General features: G+C 41.2%; 14 protein-coding genes. 3 read left to right on the top strand and 11 right to left on the bottom strand.

Translation table 11 applies throughout. The features are described from left to right. Positions 1-70 precede the first annotated feature (70 nt). From NSQ72_RS05020 to NSQ72_RS05010, 3 genes are all read right to left on the bottom strand, one after another. Positions 71-1,624, bottom strand: a complete 1,554-nt coding sequence (locus NSQ72_RS05020) for a fatty acid--CoA ligase family protein (RefSeq protein ID WP_341083437.1) — start codon at positions 1,622-1,624, stop codon at positions 71-73. A gap of 172 nt (positions 1,625-1,796) precedes the next feature. Beyond that, positions 1,797-2,786 (bottom strand): lipoate--protein ligase, encoded by a 990-nt coding sequence (locus NSQ72_RS05015; RefSeq protein WP_024425472.1) that lies wholly within the window; start codon positions 2,784-2,786, stop codon positions 1,797-1,799. 2 nt (positions 2,787-2,788) lie between these two features. Beyond that, positions 2,789-3,532 carry an MBL fold metallo-hydrolase gene (locus NSQ72_RS05010; RefSeq protein ID WP_180272396.1) on the bottom strand — a complete coding sequence of 248 codons (744 nt, stop codon included), beginning with the start codon at positions 3,530-3,532 and terminating at the stop codon, positions 2,789-2,791. Between the two features lie 156 nt (positions 3,533-3,688). On the opposite strand from NSQ72_RS05010, the gene yhfH reads away from it, so the two are divergent. Both yhfH and NSQ72_RS05000 read left to right on the top strand, forming a co-directional pair. Next, positions 3,689-3,826 carry a protein YhfH gene (gene yhfH, locus NSQ72_RS05005; RefSeq protein ID WP_008359029.1) on the top strand — a complete coding sequence of 46 codons (138 nt, stop codon included), beginning with the start codon at positions 3,689-3,691 and terminating at the stop codon, positions 3,824-3,826. Between the two features lie 339 nt (positions 3,827-4,165). Beyond that, on the top strand, positions 4,166-5,455 hold the full coding sequence (locus NSQ72_RS05000; protein ID WP_106025312.1) for a cation:dicarboxylate symporter family transporter: 1,290 nt from the start codon (positions 4,166-4,168) through the stop codon (positions 5,453-5,455). A 33-nt stretch (positions 5,456-5,488) separates the two neighbouring features. Here the strand turns inward: NSQ72_RS05000 and NSQ72_RS04995 are convergent, their stop codons facing one another. The 7 genes from NSQ72_RS04995 to NSQ72_RS04965 all read right to left on the bottom strand — a co-directional run bounded on the left by NSQ72_RS04995 (position 5,489) and on the right by NSQ72_RS04965 (position 15,533). Further along, a complete protein-coding gene (locus tag NSQ72_RS04995; protein WP_039177610.1) occupies positions 5,489-6,538 on the bottom strand; it encodes a M42 family metallopeptidase in 1,050 nt (349 codons plus the stop codon). A gap of 144 nt (positions 6,539-6,682) precedes the next feature. Beyond that, a complete protein-coding gene (locus NSQ72_RS04990) occupies positions 6,683-8,992 on the bottom strand; it encodes a YhgE/Pip domain-containing protein (RefSeq protein WP_059376286.1) in 2,310 nt (769 codons plus the stop codon). Positions 8,993-9,056: 64 nt separating this feature from the next. After that, positions 9,057-9,635, bottom strand: a complete 579-nt coding sequence (locus tag NSQ72_RS04985) for a TetR/AcrR family transcriptional regulator (protein ID WP_059376290.1) — start codon at positions 9,633-9,635, stop codon at positions 9,057-9,059. A gap of 173 nt (positions 9,636-9,808) precedes the next feature. Beyond that, positions 9,809-11,221, bottom strand: coding sequence for a protoporphyrinogen oxidase (gene hemY / locus NSQ72_RS04980; RefSeq protein ID WP_039177605.1), 1,413 nt, complete (start codon positions 11,219-11,221; stop codon positions 9,809-9,811). Between the two features lie 22 nt (positions 11,222-11,243). Then, on the bottom strand, positions 11,244-12,182 hold the full coding sequence (hemH, locus tag NSQ72_RS04975) for a ferrochelatase (RefSeq protein ID WP_099663110.1): 939 nt from the start codon (positions 12,180-12,182) through the stop codon (positions 11,244-11,246). Between the two features lie 32 nt (positions 12,183-12,214). Then, positions 12,215-13,273 (bottom strand): uroporphyrinogen decarboxylase, encoded by a 1,059-nt coding sequence (gene hemE / locus NSQ72_RS04970; RefSeq protein WP_341083433.1) that lies wholly within the window; start codon positions 13,271-13,273, stop codon positions 12,215-12,217. 124 nt (positions 13,274-13,397) lie between these two features. After that, complete coding sequence (locus tag NSQ72_RS04965; protein WP_144464943.1) at positions 13,398-15,533, bottom strand: transglycosylase domain-containing protein; 2,136 nt, start codon at positions 15,531-15,533, stop codon at positions 13,398-13,400. Positions 15,534-15,660: 127 nt separating this feature from the next. On the opposite strand from NSQ72_RS04965, the gene NSQ72_RS04960 reads away from it, so the two are divergent. Beyond that, a complete protein-coding gene (locus NSQ72_RS04960) occupies positions 15,661-16,146 on the top strand; it encodes an antibiotic biosynthesis monooxygenase family protein (RefSeq protein WP_024425462.1) in 486 nt (161 codons plus the stop codon). Positions 16,147-16,210: 64 nt separating this feature from the next. Here NSQ72_RS04960 and NSQ72_RS04955 read toward each other — a convergent pair whose 3' ends face one another. Beyond that, positions 16,211-16,363, bottom strand: a complete 153-nt coding sequence (locus NSQ72_RS04955) for a hypothetical protein (protein ID WP_228285951.1) — start codon at positions 16,361-16,363, stop codon at positions 16,211-16,213. Positions 16,364-16,565 lie beyond the last annotated feature (202 nt).

Here is a 16,565-nt window from a genome sequence, read left to right as displayed (position 1 = left end):
TTCTTTCGGCGTGAGATGCGAGGATTTGTCTACATGCTAAGGGAGCCTCCTCATCAGAGACTCCCTTTTTTTATTTACTTTCTTCTGCTTGATACTTTTCCTTTAGCGCTCTTCTTAAAATTTTACCTGTTGTGTTTTTAGGAATATCATCTATGAAATGGATCGTTTGGGGCTGCTTATATTTCGCTAAATAGCGTGAACAATGTGTAATGATGTCTTCTTGATTGATGTGAGCATGTTTCTTAGGGGAAATGTAACAGACGACTGCCTCTCCTGTGTTTGGGTCTGGCACACCGATGACAACGGCTTCTGCTACAGCTTCATGTTGATAAAGTACCTCTTCTACTTCTCTTGGATACACATTATAACCGCCAACAAGAATCATATCCTTTTTCCGGTCGACAATATAAATATATCCTTCTTCGTCTCTTCTCGCCAAATCGCCAGTATACAGCCAGCCGTCTCTTAGTGCAGCTTCCGTATCTTCTGGCATTTGGTAATAGCCTTTCATGATGTTCGGCCCTTTTGCTATCAGCTCTCCGACTTCATTTGGACCGACTTCTTCTCCTAGTTCATTCACTATTTTATTCTTCACATTCATAATGTCAGTCCCGACAGAACCTGGTTTTCTTTTTCCGTCAAGAGGATTAAATGCAGTCACTGGTGATGCCTCTGATAATCCATAACCCTCAAGCACCGTAACACCGAACTTTTTCTCAAAGCCATGGAGTAAGGCAACAGGCATGGAGGCACCGCCTGATATACAGATCCTCACAGATGCCATCGCTTTATCATGCCCCTCCTGGCGGTACAAATAGTTATACATGGTGGGCACACCAACAAATAGCGTTGGCTTCTCTTTTTCCATCATGCGCAAAAGCTCTGAAGGGCTGAAATGCGGCAAGACATAAATCGTCGCACCATGAATCAACGGTGCATTCATGCAGACTGTTAAACAAAAAACATGGAACATTGGCAAAGCGGCAATGACCTTGTCCTTTTTATCAATCGATAAATACTCAGCGACATCTCTGGCATTTGAATAAAGGTTGAAATGAGTCAGCATTGCACCTTTTGGTTTTCCTGTCGTGCCAGATGTAAATAAAATAACAGCGGTATCATCTGGCTGAATGGAAGGATGTACATTCTCATTCGCAGCTCCTGACACAAGCTTTCCAAAGAAAACAAGTCGATCAGATACTTCCTTGAAGCTTGATCTGCACGCCGATTCATTTTCTGCACAAATGATGACTCTTTCAATGGACGGAAGCTGCTCATACACCTGCTCGTACACTGGCAGAAGCTGTTCAGGCGCCACAATACCTTTTACATCGCCTGTGATGAGCATATACCCAATTTCACTAGGTGTATATGTTGGGTTAATAGGTACTACGACAAGCCCTGCCTTTAATGCGCCAAAAAAAGAAATGACAAAATGCGGTGAATTTCCTAAAATAAGCGCGATATGATCCCCAGCTTGAAACCCTTCGTTGACTAATCCATCTGCAAAACGCTCGATACTTGTCATCAGCTCTCGATAGGTCCACTTCTTTCCTTCATAGATCAGTGCGATATTTTCTCCCTTCGTCATCGCCGTCTGCTGAAGATTTTTGATCAAATCCATTCTCCCACCCCTTACATGTCATCAATGAATGAATGACCATTCATTTTCTGGCCGAACATTCCTCCTTTCTATTATAATAGACAATCGAAAAAATCCACAAGATCAAATGTAAATCGCTTTCATTTCCTTCAATCAAAAAAGCACCGCTATCTCTAGCCGTGCTTTCACGCGATTAATAAATCAAATCAAGAAAATCCTCTTTTGATACATTGCCGAAATAGTGGCGCATATCCATATCTTCTAAGACGTCACTGATCGTTTTACGATCATATTGCTGCCCAATGAGCCGCTTCTCAATATCAGCAATATCCCCTACGCCAAAGAAATCACCAAAGATTTTGCAATCCTGGATCATCCCTTTTTTCACTTCTAATCGCAAATCAATGGAGCCTGCAGGGAATCTCTTAGAATGCTGTAAATTAAATTTCGGTGAACGGCCATAGTTCCATTCCCATTTTTGATAGCGATCTCGGGAAATCTCGTGAATCTTTTCCCAATCCTTTTCGGTCAGGCGATATTGAGGCACGTCCCCATTTGTATCAAAAATGTAGCTTAAAAGAATTTTTCTAAACTCTTCTGTTGTCATTTTTTGATCCATCAATTCACTGATATTGGCAACCCTGCTTCTAATCGATTTGATGCCTTTTGATTCTATCTTTTCTTTTTTCACATTTAGAGCCGAAACGACATGTTCAATTTCTGAATCAAATAGCAGCGTGCCATGGCTGAAAATACGTCCTCTTGTTGCAAACTGGGCATTTCCAGAAATTTTACGTCCATCTGCCATGATGTCATTTCTGCCGCTCAATTCAGCTTTAACACCTAGCTTTTCAAGCGCTTTGATGACCGGCTCTGTGAACTTTTTAAAGTTATGGAAGCTGTCCCCATCATCTTTTGTGATAAAGCTGAAGTTTAAGTTTCCTTTGTCATGGTAAACTGCACCACCGCCAGATAAGCGGCGCACGACTTTGATTCCGTTGTCTTCCACATACTTCGTGTTGATTTCTTCTATTGTATTTTGGTTCTTTCCAATAATGATTGACGGCTGATTGATGTAAAACAGCAAATACGTTTCTTCTGGATCTAAATATTTTAAGCAATATTCTTCAATTGCCAAGTTAATCATTGGATCATAATGTTGTTCGTTATCGATAAACAGCATCTCTATCTTCCTTCCTTGTTCCATCTAAGCCCTGAATGGGCAAGCTGTATATTGCCAGTATATAACGCCTGTGCTTCATTGACTAGGTCTTTATGACGACCAAAATGGGGCAGATGGGTGATGATGAGTTCCCCAACATTTGCTTCCTTTGCAATCTTCCCTACCTCTGTACTGTTCATATGTCCAGCACCTGATCCATCCTGTCCAGCGTAAAAATTGCTTTCGGCTAGGAGCAGATCTGCTCCCTTGCTAAAAGGAATAAATGCCTCCTGATAGCTTGAGTCTGCTGTATACACGACCACAGCATCCTCTGCCTGAATTCTCATAGCATAGCATTCTGCCGGATGAACCGTTTTCAAAAAATCAATTTGAAATGGTCCAAGCTGAATCCCTTCTTCTGGCTGATAAGGCTTTGCCTTTGTATGTACATCATCAGAAAGCCGTCTAAACGCTTCTTGATCACCAGTATGTCCATAGATCGGAAGCGGGCCGCTGCTTTTTCCTAAATGATATCCCACTAGCTTCGCATATTGGAGTGGTCCGATATCTGCAATATGATCGTGGTGATAATGAGAAAGGAGAACAGCATCTAGTTCTTCTATATCAATGTATTGCTGAAGCTTTGAAAGAACACCGCTTCCGCAGTCTACAAGAAGCCTGAAGCCATTTGATTCAAAAAGGTAGCCTGATGTCGCTTCACCTGCTGCCGGAAACCCTCCATAGCATCCAATTACGGTTAATTTCATCGTCATTTTTCCCTCCTTTTCTAAAAATCCCCTTCTTACAATATACCCATTTTTCATGGAAAAAGCATTCTTCTTGCCTATTGTTACAAAACAGATTGACAATTATTAATCTGTTATAATACAATGATAGCAACAAAACGTATTGGAGGATGACAAATGCTAGGAAAAATCACAGAGTTTTTTAGAAATTTGCCTTCAAAGAAATGCACAAAATGTGGAAATGATTTAATGGAACAGCACGAGTGTTACGGTAATGAATGTGAGGAATGCTCACAAGTAAGTTATCTTAAATAAGGGAATAAATTGAATAAAAAAGCACTTTTTCCCTCCTCCGTCAGTTGGAGTCAAAAGTGCTTTTTATTTTTTCTGAAAAATAGGTAAAAAGGTAAAACCCTTGTCACAAAAGGGTTTTTTAGTATTTTTATATGATGAGTTTTAGTTCTGAAGACACTTTTTATTGACTAAAAACAATGAAGGAGGTTCTAAATGTCTATTTTTTCTAACAATTTTGTATTTTCTTAATATAATTTTATCGTGGACGAACCTCTTTAATTTTAGTTATACTTTAATTCATATATTAAAACTTAATATGATGGGAATATTCCTTTAATGAATATGTTAGGGAGGAAATCTATGAAAAAATTAAAATTTGGATTGGCTACTCAAATCCTAATCGGTCTTATTCTCGGTGTCGTTGTTGGGGCAATCTTTTTCGGTAACCCAGGAGTCGAGACATACTTAAAACCAATTGGAGACTTCTTCTTAAGACTCATTAAGATGATTGTCATACCAATTGTCGTATCCAGCTTAATTTTAGGTGTTGCAGGTGCGGGTGATGGTAAAAAAGTAGGGAAACTAGGTTTTAGAACCATTCTTTATTTTGAAATTATCACAACATTTGCGATTATCCTTGGCCTTGTCCTAGCAAACTTTGTACAGCCTGGTGCAGGCGTTGACTTTGGACATGCGGAAAAACAAGATATTAGCCAGTATGTTGAAACGGAAAAAGAGCAAAGCAGCAAATCAGTTGCTGATACGTTCCTTCATATCGTTCCAACGAACTTCTTCCAATCATTGGCGGAAGGTGATTTGCTTGCGATTATTTTCTTCACTGTGCTGTTTGCACTTGGCGTTTCAGCGATTGGGGAACGCGGTAAACCAGTGCTCGCCTTCTTCGAGGGTGTATCACATGCCATGTTCCATGTCGTTAATGTTGTGATGAAAGCTGCACCATTTGGTGTATTCGCACTCATTGGTGTGACCGTATCAAAATTTGGTCTTGAATCTCTTATTTCATTAGGTAAGCTTGTAGGTCTTGTTTATTTTGCGCTCGCTCTCTTCCTTATCGTTGTATTCGGAATTATCGGAAAGATGATTGGCGTCAATATTTTCAGATTTCTTGCTTACATGAAAGACGAAATGCTTCTTGCCTTTAGTACATCCAGCTCTGAAACAGTTTTACCAAGAGTCATGGATAAAATGGAACGCATCGGATGTCCAAAAGGAATTGTTTCGTTCGTTATCCCAATCGGTTATACGTTTAACCTGGATGGCTCCGTCTTGTATCAAGCCATTGCTGCGCTTTTCCTTGCACAGGTATATGGCATTGACCTCACGATCGTCCAGCAGCTTACACTTGTTCTTGTACTGATGGTAACATCTAAAGGAATGGCTGCCGTTCCTGGTACTTCATTTGTTGTATTACTCGCGACATTAGGAACGATCGGTGTACCTGCTGAAGGTCTTGCATTTATTGCAGGTGTGGACCGTATCATGGATATGGCACGGACTGTTGTGAACTTAACAGGAAATGCACTTGCAGCTGTTGTGATGTCTAAATGGGAAGGGCAGTATGACCCTGAAAAAGGACATCGCGTGATGACAGGACAAGAGGTACCCGAGCCAACACAGCTTTCAAGCTAATGAAAAAGAACCCCATCTATCGGGGTTCTTTTTTTATGCTGTGATTAATGGTGATTGAACATAGTGATAAAGAAGATCTGCAGTATGGACAAGTGAATCTTCATGTGTTCTTTCAAAGGCATGCGAGGAATCTATACCAGGACCAATCAGTCCATGAATGATATCATGCCCTGCTCTAATGGCTGCTGATGCATCAGAGCCGTAATAAGGGTAAATATCAAGGCGGTAATCAATGTTGTGCTCTTCTGCTAATGCAGCTAAATGCTTGCGTAATCCATAGTGATAAGGGCCGCTCGAATCCTTTACACAAATCGATACACTGTATTCATCTGTTGACTGACCGTCACCAATCGCGCCCATATCTACAGCTAGATATTCCACCGTTTCTTCTGGAATATTCGAGTTCCCGCCGTAGCCAATTTCTTCATTATTAGAAATTAAGAAGTGCGTCGTATGCGGCAATGTGATATTTTCCTTTTGAATTCTGTGGATGAGCCGCAAAAGTAGCGCCACACTTGCCTTATCATCCAGATGTCTTGATTTAATAAAACCTGAAGACGTCACTTCCACTCTCGGATCAAATGAGATAAAGTCCCCTACTTGAATGCCAAGTGCTTTGACATCGTCTGCATCTTTCACCTTTTCATCGAGACGAATCTCCATATTTTCTTGGTTTCGTTTCGCTTTTCCAGCATCCGCATAGACGTGCACGGATGTTTGATGCATAAGAATGGTCCCTGTGTATGTATGGCCTGATGCTGTTTCAATTTCACAATATTCGCCTTCAATTGAGTTATACTGAAAGCCTCCAATAAGTGCTAGACGAAGCCGTCCATTTGATTTAATTTCCTTAACCATCGCACCGAGCGTATCGACATGCGCTGTCAGCATGCGATGTTCTTTGTCATCTGTTCCTTTAATGGTGGCAATTAATCCGCCTTTTCGATTTCGTTTTGTCTCAATGTTCAAATCTTGTAAAAAACGTTCAACAAAGCCGATCACTTTTTCTGTATTTCCTGATGGACTTGGGATTGATACAAGCTTTTGAATCAGCTGAACGGTTTCATTTACTTCAGTAGTCATTCGGCATTTCCTCCTTTGTCTGAAAGCAATTCCTTCCATGTATGCCTTTTTCAGCATCTCTTCTTAAAATATATCGCTTCAGGTTCGAGATGTCTAATTTCAAATGAAAAATCCTTCCTCTATTAAAGAGAAAGGATTCATGGATTAAACTTCGTCCTGTTTCATTTTTCTTACGTTCCAAGCAAAGTATGCTGTTGTTGCCGCCATCATGATGATCGCAACTGTACCAAGGATCGCTGCTTGGTGCCATAAATAGCTGTCATCACCGCTTGCAATGATCGTTCTAAATCCGTTGATTGTATACGTCATTGGAAGCAGACTGTGAATGACTTGGAAGAATTTCGGCACAAGCTCAAGCGGGAATGTACCAGCACTTGCTGCGAGCTGAAGAACCAAGATGATAACAGCAATGAAGCGTCCTGGGTTCCCCATTGTTGTCGCCAGCAGCTGAATGATCGCTAAGAATGTCAGACTGACGATAATCGCAAAGAGATAGAAGCGCCAGAGGCTTTCCACCTCAAGACCGAGCCCAAAGATGAGCAAGGAGCTTGCAATAACTGCTTGCAGGATACCGACAAAAAAGAGCACACTATATTTGCTGAAAAACCATTCAAACGCATTTCTAGGGCGTCCAGCAGGGTCTTTCATTGGGAAGACAACGGTGAGCATGAGAGCCCCTACAAAGAGTCCCATCGATAAAATATAAGGTGTGAGTCCTGTACCATAATTATCAATCTTTTTCGCTGTATCATTTTCTGTTTTCACGGGACTCGCAATCATATTGTAATTGTCTTGACCCGCATCAATTTCTCCTGTTTCATCAGCGGCGCTTTTTAATTTATCGGACAGCTTACCTGTTCCGCTCTTTAAATCTCCCAATCCTTTATCGAGTGATTTTGAGCCTTCAGCAAGCTTAGATGTGTTGCTTTGGATATTCGTTGAACCACTTTCCAGCTTATTTAACGCTGCGCTTAGCTGGCTTGAACCATTTGCAAGCTTATCTGCACCACTTTTCGCTGTATCAAGCTTTCCATTTGCTGTTTGCAGACCATCTTGTAATTGGCCTTGACCTGTTTGAAGCTTCAGTGCACCTTGATACAATTTATTCGTACCAGATGTCATTTGATCAATCGCATTTTGTATCGCGACTGTAGATGTGTACAGCTGTTCTGTTTTCTGTGGCAGCTGTTTGACTTGCTGCAGCTGAGCTTTTGCAGAAGCAACCGCAGATTGAACCTCACTTGCATCAGGCAGTTCCTGCAAGGCCGCTAAGCTTTGTTCAAGTCCAGACAGATCAGGGAGTTCGATTTTAGGCAGACTGTCAAGCTGATCCATTGCCGCCTTTTTCTCTTCATCTGTCATTGAGCTGTTTTGGATAATGCTTTTTACTTTAGCATCTCGATTCGATAACGCTTCTTTTAATGAAGCAAGTTTTGTACTAAACGTTTTTGCGTCTTTTTTCACCTGATCGAGTTTAGGCGCCATCTTTTCAAGATTCGCTAATTCTGGTGATGACAAGACTTTTTCTACTGCTTCAATTTTTTCTGAAAAGGATTGTGCTTTGTTGTTTAGCTGCTCAATGCCCGCTGTGAATTGCGGCATTTTAGAAGCGAGCTGCTGATGGCCTTCCCGGCTTGTGTTTAACCCTTCAGTCAATGTATCAATTCCTGAACCAAGCTCTCCAAATTTCTGATCGATGGTTTGATAGCCTGTTAAGAGCTGGCCAAGTCCGCTGTCAAGAGATTGTATCCCTGTGTTCAGTTCACCCATTTTACCAGCAAACTGATGAACACCTTCGCTATAGGTTAACGTTCCTTCAGCCAATTTTGCTAAATTGTCTTTTAACTTGTTACTGCCATCTTTTGCACTTTTTGTTCCGTCATCAATTTTCTTCGCACCATCGCTTGCTTGATCTAAGCCTTTTGCAATCGTTTTGAAGTTATCAAAAATGACCTCTGCGTAATTTTTTGTGACTTCCTTTGAAACCGAATCTTTTAATTTGATAATGGCATTATTCGCAATTTGTGACGCCGCATAGTTGGCGCCTGGATTCGTATAATATTTCAGATTCGATTTTTTTGGATGTTTATCAAGGACTGTACTTGCATTTTTCGAGAAATCCTTTGGTATTTCCACGACGAGATAATAATCCTCGTTATTTAATCCCTTCACTGCCTTTTCTTCACTGTCGACAAAATTCCATTTGAAATTATCGTTTTTCTTTAATTCCTTCACTAAATCATCGCCGACATGCAGTGTTTTCCCGTCATAATGACTGCCTTCGTCCAAGTTGACCACTGCTACAGGCAATTGATCGACTGTACCATATGGATCCCAGTACGCTTTTAAAAATACGCCACTGTAAATCAGCGGAATAAATAACACAGCGAAAATCGGGATCAGTAGTTTTTTGCTCGTCACAATGTCTTTCCATTGATTCCGAATTAAATTCATTGCTGTTTTCCTCCCATAGATGAATGACTAAATTTAGAATTTGGTCATTTGAACTTAAAAAAAATTATGTTGCGGCTAAAAGTCCTTTGAGTACATAAAGCTCCAGCGACTCGGCCACCTCTTCTTTTGTTAAAGGCTCGTATCGCTTTTCCCAATCAAAAATAAGTGCAATATATAGTTTCACCATCACAAATGCAGTCAATTCAGGATCACATGGCTTAATATCGCCTTTATCAATCGCTTCTTTTACTTTCGTTTTAACATAGCGAATGATCATTTGCTCCATCTTCTCAATCATTTCCTTGACCGCTGATGTGCCAAGCTCCGCATTTTCCTGAAAGATTTTGATTGTGAGCTGGTGGTTTTTTCGAAATTCCAATATTGCAAAGAGTGCTAAATGAAGGTTTTCAGAGAAACTTTTCTCCTCATCCATTGCTTCATCCGCAATTTTCTTCATCTCTATTAAAAGGGATGTGAAAATTTCATCGAACAGCTCTTCTTTGTTTTTGAAAAAGGTATAAATGGTTCCTTTTCCGACGTTGGCCAGCTTCGCCACAAGATCCATTGTGGTGGCTTTATACCCAAATTGAGTAAATGCCTTCGTAGCCCCGTCTAAAATCATTTGTCTCCTATCAACACTCATGATCTCACTCCCAAAATGACTATTTGAACGTTTTGGTCATTAAGTACAGAAAGTAATATACCACATCCTTTTCTCCGGATGCAACAACTTTGTTCACTTTTATGATTCACAACTCTTTTTGAATGATGAGAACACGAAAAACTCCCTTTCCTTGGTAGAAAAGGGAGTTTATTTTATGAAAATAGATAAGATACAGCCTCTGAAATGGCCGCTTTTCCTTGATCAATACAATCAGGGATTCCGACACCTTCAAAAGCAGCACCTGTGATATAAACACCAGGATATGATTGCTTAAACGTTTCTCGCATGTTCGAAATGGCTTTCTGATGACCGACGTGATACTGCGGCATGCTCGTCTTCCAACGAGTCACTGTCGTCAGTTCTGGATCTGCTTTAATATCCATAATTTTCTTCAAATCCTCCAGCACAATGCTGACGATTTGATGGTCTGACTGTTCGACAATTGATTCGTCGCCAGCCTTCCCTACATAAGCACGCAATAGCGTTTTTCCTTTAGGAGCTGTATGCGGCCATTTTTTGTTCGTCCACGTACAGGCTGTAATAGAGAAATCACTGTTTCTTGAGATGACAAAACCAGTGCCGTCATATTCATTATGAACATCCTCTTCTTTAAAACCGAGTGCAACTGTTGCAACAGAAGTAGATGTCATATCATGCAAGTACTCAAGTCCCGCTTCTTTTGGAAACATGGAATAGATCGATTGATGCGGAGTTGTCACAATGGCTGAATCGGCAAAAAGCGTTTGACCGCTGTCTAATTGCACTCCATAGCCCCCATCAGTTTTTTCAATCTGCTTCACTTTTGTCCCTTTATAAACCGTTGTCAGCTTGAGCTTGCTTTCTACTGCTTCAACAAGCGCTTGCAGTCCTTGATTGATCGTTTGGAACTGCCCTTGTTTTTTCGCTGTCACTTGCTGCGCTTTCGCATGCTGCTGTGATTTTTTCATCCCAAGAATCAAACTGCGATGCTTTTGTTCTGTTTGATAAAACTGCGGGAAGGTGGACATTAAGCTGAGGCGGTCAATGTCACCTGCATAAATGCCTGATAGAAGAGGTTCGATTAAATTCTCAACTACTTCATCACCGACACGTCTTCTAAAAAATTCACCGAGCGACTGATCTTCTGTCTGCTTGCTTTTTGGCAGTACGAAATCCATTGCGGCTCTCGCTTTTCCTGCAACTGAAAAAAGACCGGTTGTGATGAATGGGCTGATTTGAGTTGGAATACCCATGACAGCGCCTTTTGGCATCGGGTGAAGGGTTTCATTGACTAGTACATATGCTTGCCCTGTTTCATTATTGACGAGCTGATCCGCGAGACCAACATCCTTCGCCAGCTGCGGTCCACTGACCTTTCTTTCTAAAAATGAATCAGGTCCACGTTCAATGATGTAGCCGTCTTTATATAATGTTTGTATTTTTCCACCTAGCCTAGGGCTCGCTTCAATAAGAGATATTTGAATGGGAAGACCTTTTTCTTCGACTTCCTTTTCCAAATAGAAGGCGGCGGCTAAACCAGTGATGCCACCGCCAATGATGACAAGGTGTTTTTGATTGTCATGCATAGGATCGCCTTCTTTTATATAATTACTTGCTTTCGTCAAGCTTCTTTAATACGACAGTTGCGAGAGCATCAATAAATGCTGGTTTCGCATTTGGCATTTCTGGACGATAGTAGGCTGCACCGATTTCATCTGTCACGACTTTACATTCATAATCGTTGTCGTATAACACTTCTAGATGGTCAGCGACAAACCCAACAGGCACATATACGAACGTTTTATAGCCTTTTTGTTCGAATAGATCCCGTGTTAAGTCTTGAACGTCTGGTCCAAGCCATGGATCAGGCGTGTTGCCTTCACTTTGCCAGCCAATTTCATAATGTTCAATTCCCGCACCTTCTGCAATCATTTTAGCAGATTGTGCAAGCTGATCAGGATATGGATCTCCTGCTGCAATAATTTTTTCAGGAAGGCTGTGTGCAGACACAATGAGTACGGCTGATTTTCTTTCCTCTTCACTCATCGATGCATACGTATCCTTCACTTGTTTCACCCAATAGTCCACAAACTTCGGCTCATCGTACCAGCTTTCCACAGACGTAATCTTCAGATTGCCAAGCTTGTCTGCCTCATCTTGTGCACGCTTGTTATACGATTTCACGCTAAAGGTTGAAAAATGCGGCGCAAGAACAATACTCACTGCTTCTGTGATGCCGTCTTTATGCATCTCTGCAACTGCATCCTCAATGAACGGTTCAATATGCTTTAAGCCAATGTAGACATGAAATTCAATGTCGTCTTGGATGTCATTCAAATGATCACACAAACCATTTGCCTGCTGTTCTGTAATTTTTGATAAAGGAGATATACCGCCGATTGCCTTGTAGCGATCCTTCAAATCTTGCAGCATCTCTGGCTCCGGCTTTCTGCCTCTGCGGATATGTGTATAATAACGTTCAATATCTTCTTCTTTATATGGGGTGCCATATGCCATGACAAGAAGTCCCATTTTCTTTTTCTCCACAACCAACACTCCTTCAGATCATTTGAAATAGTTTAGATGGATGATTTTTTATGTTTCGTTGAATAACCATGAATAAAATCTGTCAGCTTCTTTAACGTATCTGGTGAAACATCAGGAAATACCCCATGACCTAAGTTAAAGATAAAGTGATCTGATTTCATTCCTTGATCTAAAATATCTTTTGCTCTTTCTTCAATGACTTCCCAAGGAGCAAGTAAGATGGTTGGATCAAGATTCCCCTGTAACGTTTTTGTGAGCCCTTCTTTTCTCGCTTCGTCTACACTCATACGCCAATCCAGTCCAACCACATCAAGCGGCAGATCGTGCCAGTCTTTCGCTAGATGGCTTGCACCAACTCCATACATGATCATTGGGACGTTTTCAGACTTCAGCTCTGTGAAAATTCGCTGCATAACAGGCTTAATGAATGTCCGGTAATCTGCTGCATTTAAAGCGCCAACCCATGAGTCGAAAATTTGAAATGCACTGACCCCGGCTTTTACCTGCGCGCGTATGTACGTGATCGTCATATCAGCTAACTTGTTCATGAGCAGCATCCACGCCTCAGGATCACTGTACATCAGCGCCTTTGTTTTATGATAATTTTTAGATGGACCGCCTTCAATCATATAGCTTGCCATCGTAAATGGTGCGCCAGCAAAACCGATAAGTGGAACATTCAGCTGCTCCTTCGTTAAAAGCTGAATGGTATCAAGCACATATGGCAAGTCTTCTTCAGGATGAAGTTCCCCAAGACGTTCGATATCTGCTTTAGATCGAATCGGTGCATCAATCACAGGTCCAATTCCATTTTTAATTTCTACGTCCACTCCGATAGCCGGAAGCGGGGTCATAATATCTTTATATAAAATAGCGGCATCTACACCATATTGTTCTACAGGAAGTCTTGTTACATAAGCACATAACTCTGGCTGATGCGTAATTTCAAATAGCCCGTATTTTTCTTTAAGGGCACGATATTCAGGCTGTGAGCGTCCTGCCTGTCTCATATACCAAACTGGTACATGGTCTGTTTTTTCCCCTTTACACGCCTTTAAGAACGTGTCATTAAAAACCTTCGTTTTTCCCATTACCTTTCATTCCACCTTTCGCCCTACACTCTCTTTGCATAAGGCTCAAACACTGCTTTTACTATACCGCGTTTTCAAGGCACGGTATACTAAAGCGGCTCAATGTTCAAAAAATCGCCGAATATTAACGTCCAAAAGACTCTGGCTTGACATACGCACTGCCTTCGCCTTCTTCTTGTGTTTGGGTATTATATGGAACAACTTTATACTCTGCGTTTGAAAATACATTGGCATACGGCATTGTATAACTGCCCACGCCTGTCACTGTGTCGATCAGCGTCTCGCTTCCATTTCTCTTTTCATAGATGCGGTATTCAACGCGTTTATCCTCCTGCTTGTTCCAAGACAGCTCTAATGTAAATAATCCTTTGATTTTAAACGCATAGCGGGCTTCAAATCCTGATACTCCCTCTAAATGGATAGGAGATTGAAGCTCTTTTATTCCCTCTGGTTTTTCAAACGTTTCATTGGTGATTTGAGCTGCTGTTAAAATATCTTTAAACAGCTGCACTGGGTATTGACTGCCCCCAGTTAAATAGTGGCTGTTATCGGTTTTGTCATACCCCATCCAAATCGCACCCGTTGTACTAGGCGTATAACCGGCAAACCAAGCATCCTTTGTTGCACCTTTCACACCCGAATATGTGGTCGTCCCTGTTTTACCAGCTAAATCTCCAGCGTATGAACCGCTCTGGGCTGTCCCGCCTTTGACAACTTGCTGAAGCATTCTTGTCATGTTCCATGCATTCTGCACGCTAAACACTCGTTCTTGGTTACCACGATTCTTTTCTACAGTTTCTCCTTCATCATTGGTGATCTTTTGAATAAAGAAAGGCTTTTTATATACGCCTTCATTGGCAAATGTATGGAAGGCCCCAGCGATCTGTAATGGCGAAACTCCTTTTTCTAAACCGCCAAGCGCAATAGCTAAGCCTTTATCAGAGATATCTATCCCCATTTTCTCGAGATATGACTTCGACGTATCAATGCCCAGCTGGCTTAACGTCCACACAGCAGCGGTATTTTTACTTTTCATGAGGGCTTCCATCATTGTGACCCGGCCCTCATACTGCCCATCGTAATTCTTAGGTGAGTAGCCGTCATAGCTTTTTTCTTTGTCTTCAAGCAGCGAATAAGGTCTGAATTTTTTCTCCTGCATTGCCGGACCGTACACCGCGATCGGCTTAAAAACAGATCCCGGCTGCCTAACAGCTGTCACCCTGTTATAGCCTCTCGCCTGATATTCTCGTCCTCCAATGGCTGCTTTCACTCCACCAGACTCGTTATCAATAAATACGGCGCTGCCTTCCGGAGAACCGCTTTTTCCCGGGAAATAACGGTTGTTCTTCATCGCATCATATGCAGTTTTTTGCAGATTCATATCAATCGGTACTTTAATGGTATAGCCGCCTTGAAGCAATTGTTCATGTGAAATGGCATACTCTGATTCTGCTTCTTTTATGATGAGATCAACATAGCTGTCCACCCAAGGTGTTTCTGATTTCTTTTTTAAATGAATGCCTAGTGTTCTCCCTTTTGCTTCTACCGTTTCTGTTGAAGACAAATATCCTTGTTCGTTCATTAAATTCAGGATGGTGTCCCGCCTTTGTTTATTTTTATCAGGGTGTAGAACAGGCGAATAAGTAGATGGTGCCTTTGGCATCGCAGCGAGAGTAGCACCTTCGCTGACCGTTAAATCTTTGACATCCTTACTAAAGTAATAATTGGCTGCTGCCTGAATACCATAAACACCATGGCCGAAGTAAAGCTGATTCAAATACATTTCAAGCAGCTTATCCTTGGAATAATCTCTTTCTAAATTAATGGCAATAATGACTTCTTTCGTTTTTCGAAGAAAGGTTTTGTCATTTGTGAGAAAAATATTTTTTGCGAGCTGCTGAGTAATTGTACTGCCGCCCTCTACCTTTCCTCCTGCTAATATATCTCGATAAACCGCCCTTGAAATAGACTGTGCATCAATTCCGTGATGCTCATAAAAACGCTTGTCCTCGACAGCCACAAAGGCTTTTGCTACTTTATCGGGCACCTCTTTTAACGACACAGGGTCCCGATTTTCTGAATACATGCTTGTGAGTTCTTTTCCATTCTGGTCAATGATTTTGGAGGAAGCGTGAAAAACAAGCTTCTTTTCATCTATGACATAATGTCCTAAAAATAAAATCGTCAGATAGCCAATAAATGAGAGTACGATTGTACTTCCTGCAATGACTAATGGAATGATTATCTTCTTTTTCTTCAAATTAGGTCACCTCATTCCTTTATACGGATAGTATGGGATGTATTGCTTCATAATATGTTTTATGGATTGACTGCCAAAGAATTATATATCATTCTTTTGTTATACTATCAAGCAGGAGGCGGTTTAGATGAATTTCTATATTACATATGGAACAGCAGATTTTTTGCATAAAATCGCAAAAAAACACCATCTGGAAAATCTGCTTTATATGGTCGGGAAAGAACAAGCAGCTCTTTTTCATGAAACGGAGGGTGAGACTGTATTTAAAGCCCCTCATGCCTATGATGTGATTTATGCGAAAGGCGAGCTTGTCCAATCTGGTTTCGTCACCTTGAATCATATCCCTGTTAAGCTTGAAAGCAGAGCACTCTTTGAATCCACCTTTCAGAAAAAGACGAACATCTCAGAACATCAGCGCGGCTTCCAAGCTATTCGCGTTTTAAGACCTCAAAAAGATGAAGAAGTTTATTTGATTTTGACACTTTGGGAATCAGAGGACTTATTTCAAGACTTTCAAGAATCAGAAGCATTCTTTCAGCCACACGAGGATACAGGCTCCATTTTCTCTCGTCCGGCTTACCTCACATCCTACCATGCCGTCACAGACAATTAAGGAAGTGCTGCTCTCAGCACTTCTTTTTTTCATGAAAAAAAGCCCAATCGCTGGGCTCTTCATTTTATGAGCTTGATTTCAGCTCGTACCGATGAATGATCGGCTGAAGCACATAGAAATTCAGCAATATCCAACCCAATAAGACCGGCCATTTCAACATAGGTGAAGCACCTTTCAATTGAACGAGCAGCACCAATAGCGGAATCAAACAGATCATGAAAAAACTCATTTTTGAGACAAACGTTTCTTTGATTTGATGCCGGCAGCTTGGACACATCATCATTTTCGTATGTGATAAATGAAACTTTTCGACGAAAGAAAATGTTTTTGAACAATTTGGACAGCTTCCCAACGCTACTCCTCCCTTTCCCTGCTTCATATCAACTTCGACTTTTATGCAAAATGACCTTTTGATACTG

The organism is Bacillus sp. FSL R5-0659 (genome assembly GCF_038008785.1).
GTDB classification, from domain to species: domain Bacteria; phylum Bacillota; class Bacilli; order Bacillales; family Bacillaceae; genus Bacillus; species Bacillus safensis.
This window is presented reverse-complemented; position numbering and strand designations above follow the sequence as displayed.

Excerpts from the sequence above, each read along its gene's own strand:
- NSQ72_RS05020 (WP_341083437.1), bottom strand. The coding sequence starts at position 1,624 with ATGGATTTGATCAAAAATCTTCAGCAGACGGCGATGACGAAGGGAGAA.
- NSQ72_RS05015 (WP_024425472.1), bottom strand. The coding sequence starts at position 2,786 with ATGCTGTTTATCGATAACGAACAACATTATGATCCAATGATTAACTTG.
- NSQ72_RS05010 (WP_180272396.1), bottom strand. The coding sequence starts at position 3,532 with ATGAAATTAACCGTAATTGGATGCTATGGAGGGTTTCCGGCAGCAGGT.
- yhfH (WP_008359029.1), top strand. The coding sequence starts at position 3,689 with ATGCTAGGAAAAATCACAGAGTTTTTTAGAAATTTGCCTTCAAAGAAA.
- NSQ72_RS05000 (WP_106025312.1), top strand. The coding sequence starts at position 4,166 with ATGAAAAAATTAAAATTTGGATTGGCTACTCAAATCCTAATCGGTCTT.
- NSQ72_RS04995 (WP_039177610.1), bottom strand. The coding sequence starts at position 6,538 with ATGACTACTGAAGTAAATGAAACCGTTCAGCTGATTCAAAAGCTTGTA.
- NSQ72_RS04990 (WP_059376286.1), bottom strand. The coding sequence starts at position 8,992 with ATGAATTTAATTCGGAATCAATGGAAAGACATTGTGACGAGCAAAAAA.
- NSQ72_RS04985 (WP_059376290.1), bottom strand. The coding sequence starts at position 9,635 with ATGAGTGTTGATAGGAGACAAATGATTTTAGACGGGGCTACGAAGGCA.
- hemY (WP_039177605.1), bottom strand. The coding sequence starts at position 11,221 with ATGCATGACAATCAAAAACACCTTGTCATCATTGGCGGTGGCATCACT.
- hemE (WP_341083433.1), bottom strand. The coding sequence starts at position 13,273 with ATGGGAAAAACGAAGGTTTTTAATGACACGTTCTTAAAGGCGTGTAAA.
- NSQ72_RS04960 (WP_024425462.1), top strand. The coding sequence starts at position 15,661 with ATGAATTTCTATATTACATATGGAACAGCAGATTTTTTGCATAAAATC.
- NSQ72_RS04955 (WP_228285951.1), bottom strand. The coding sequence starts at position 16,363 with ATGATCTGTTTGATTCCGCTATTGGTGCTGCTCGTTCAATTGAAAGGT.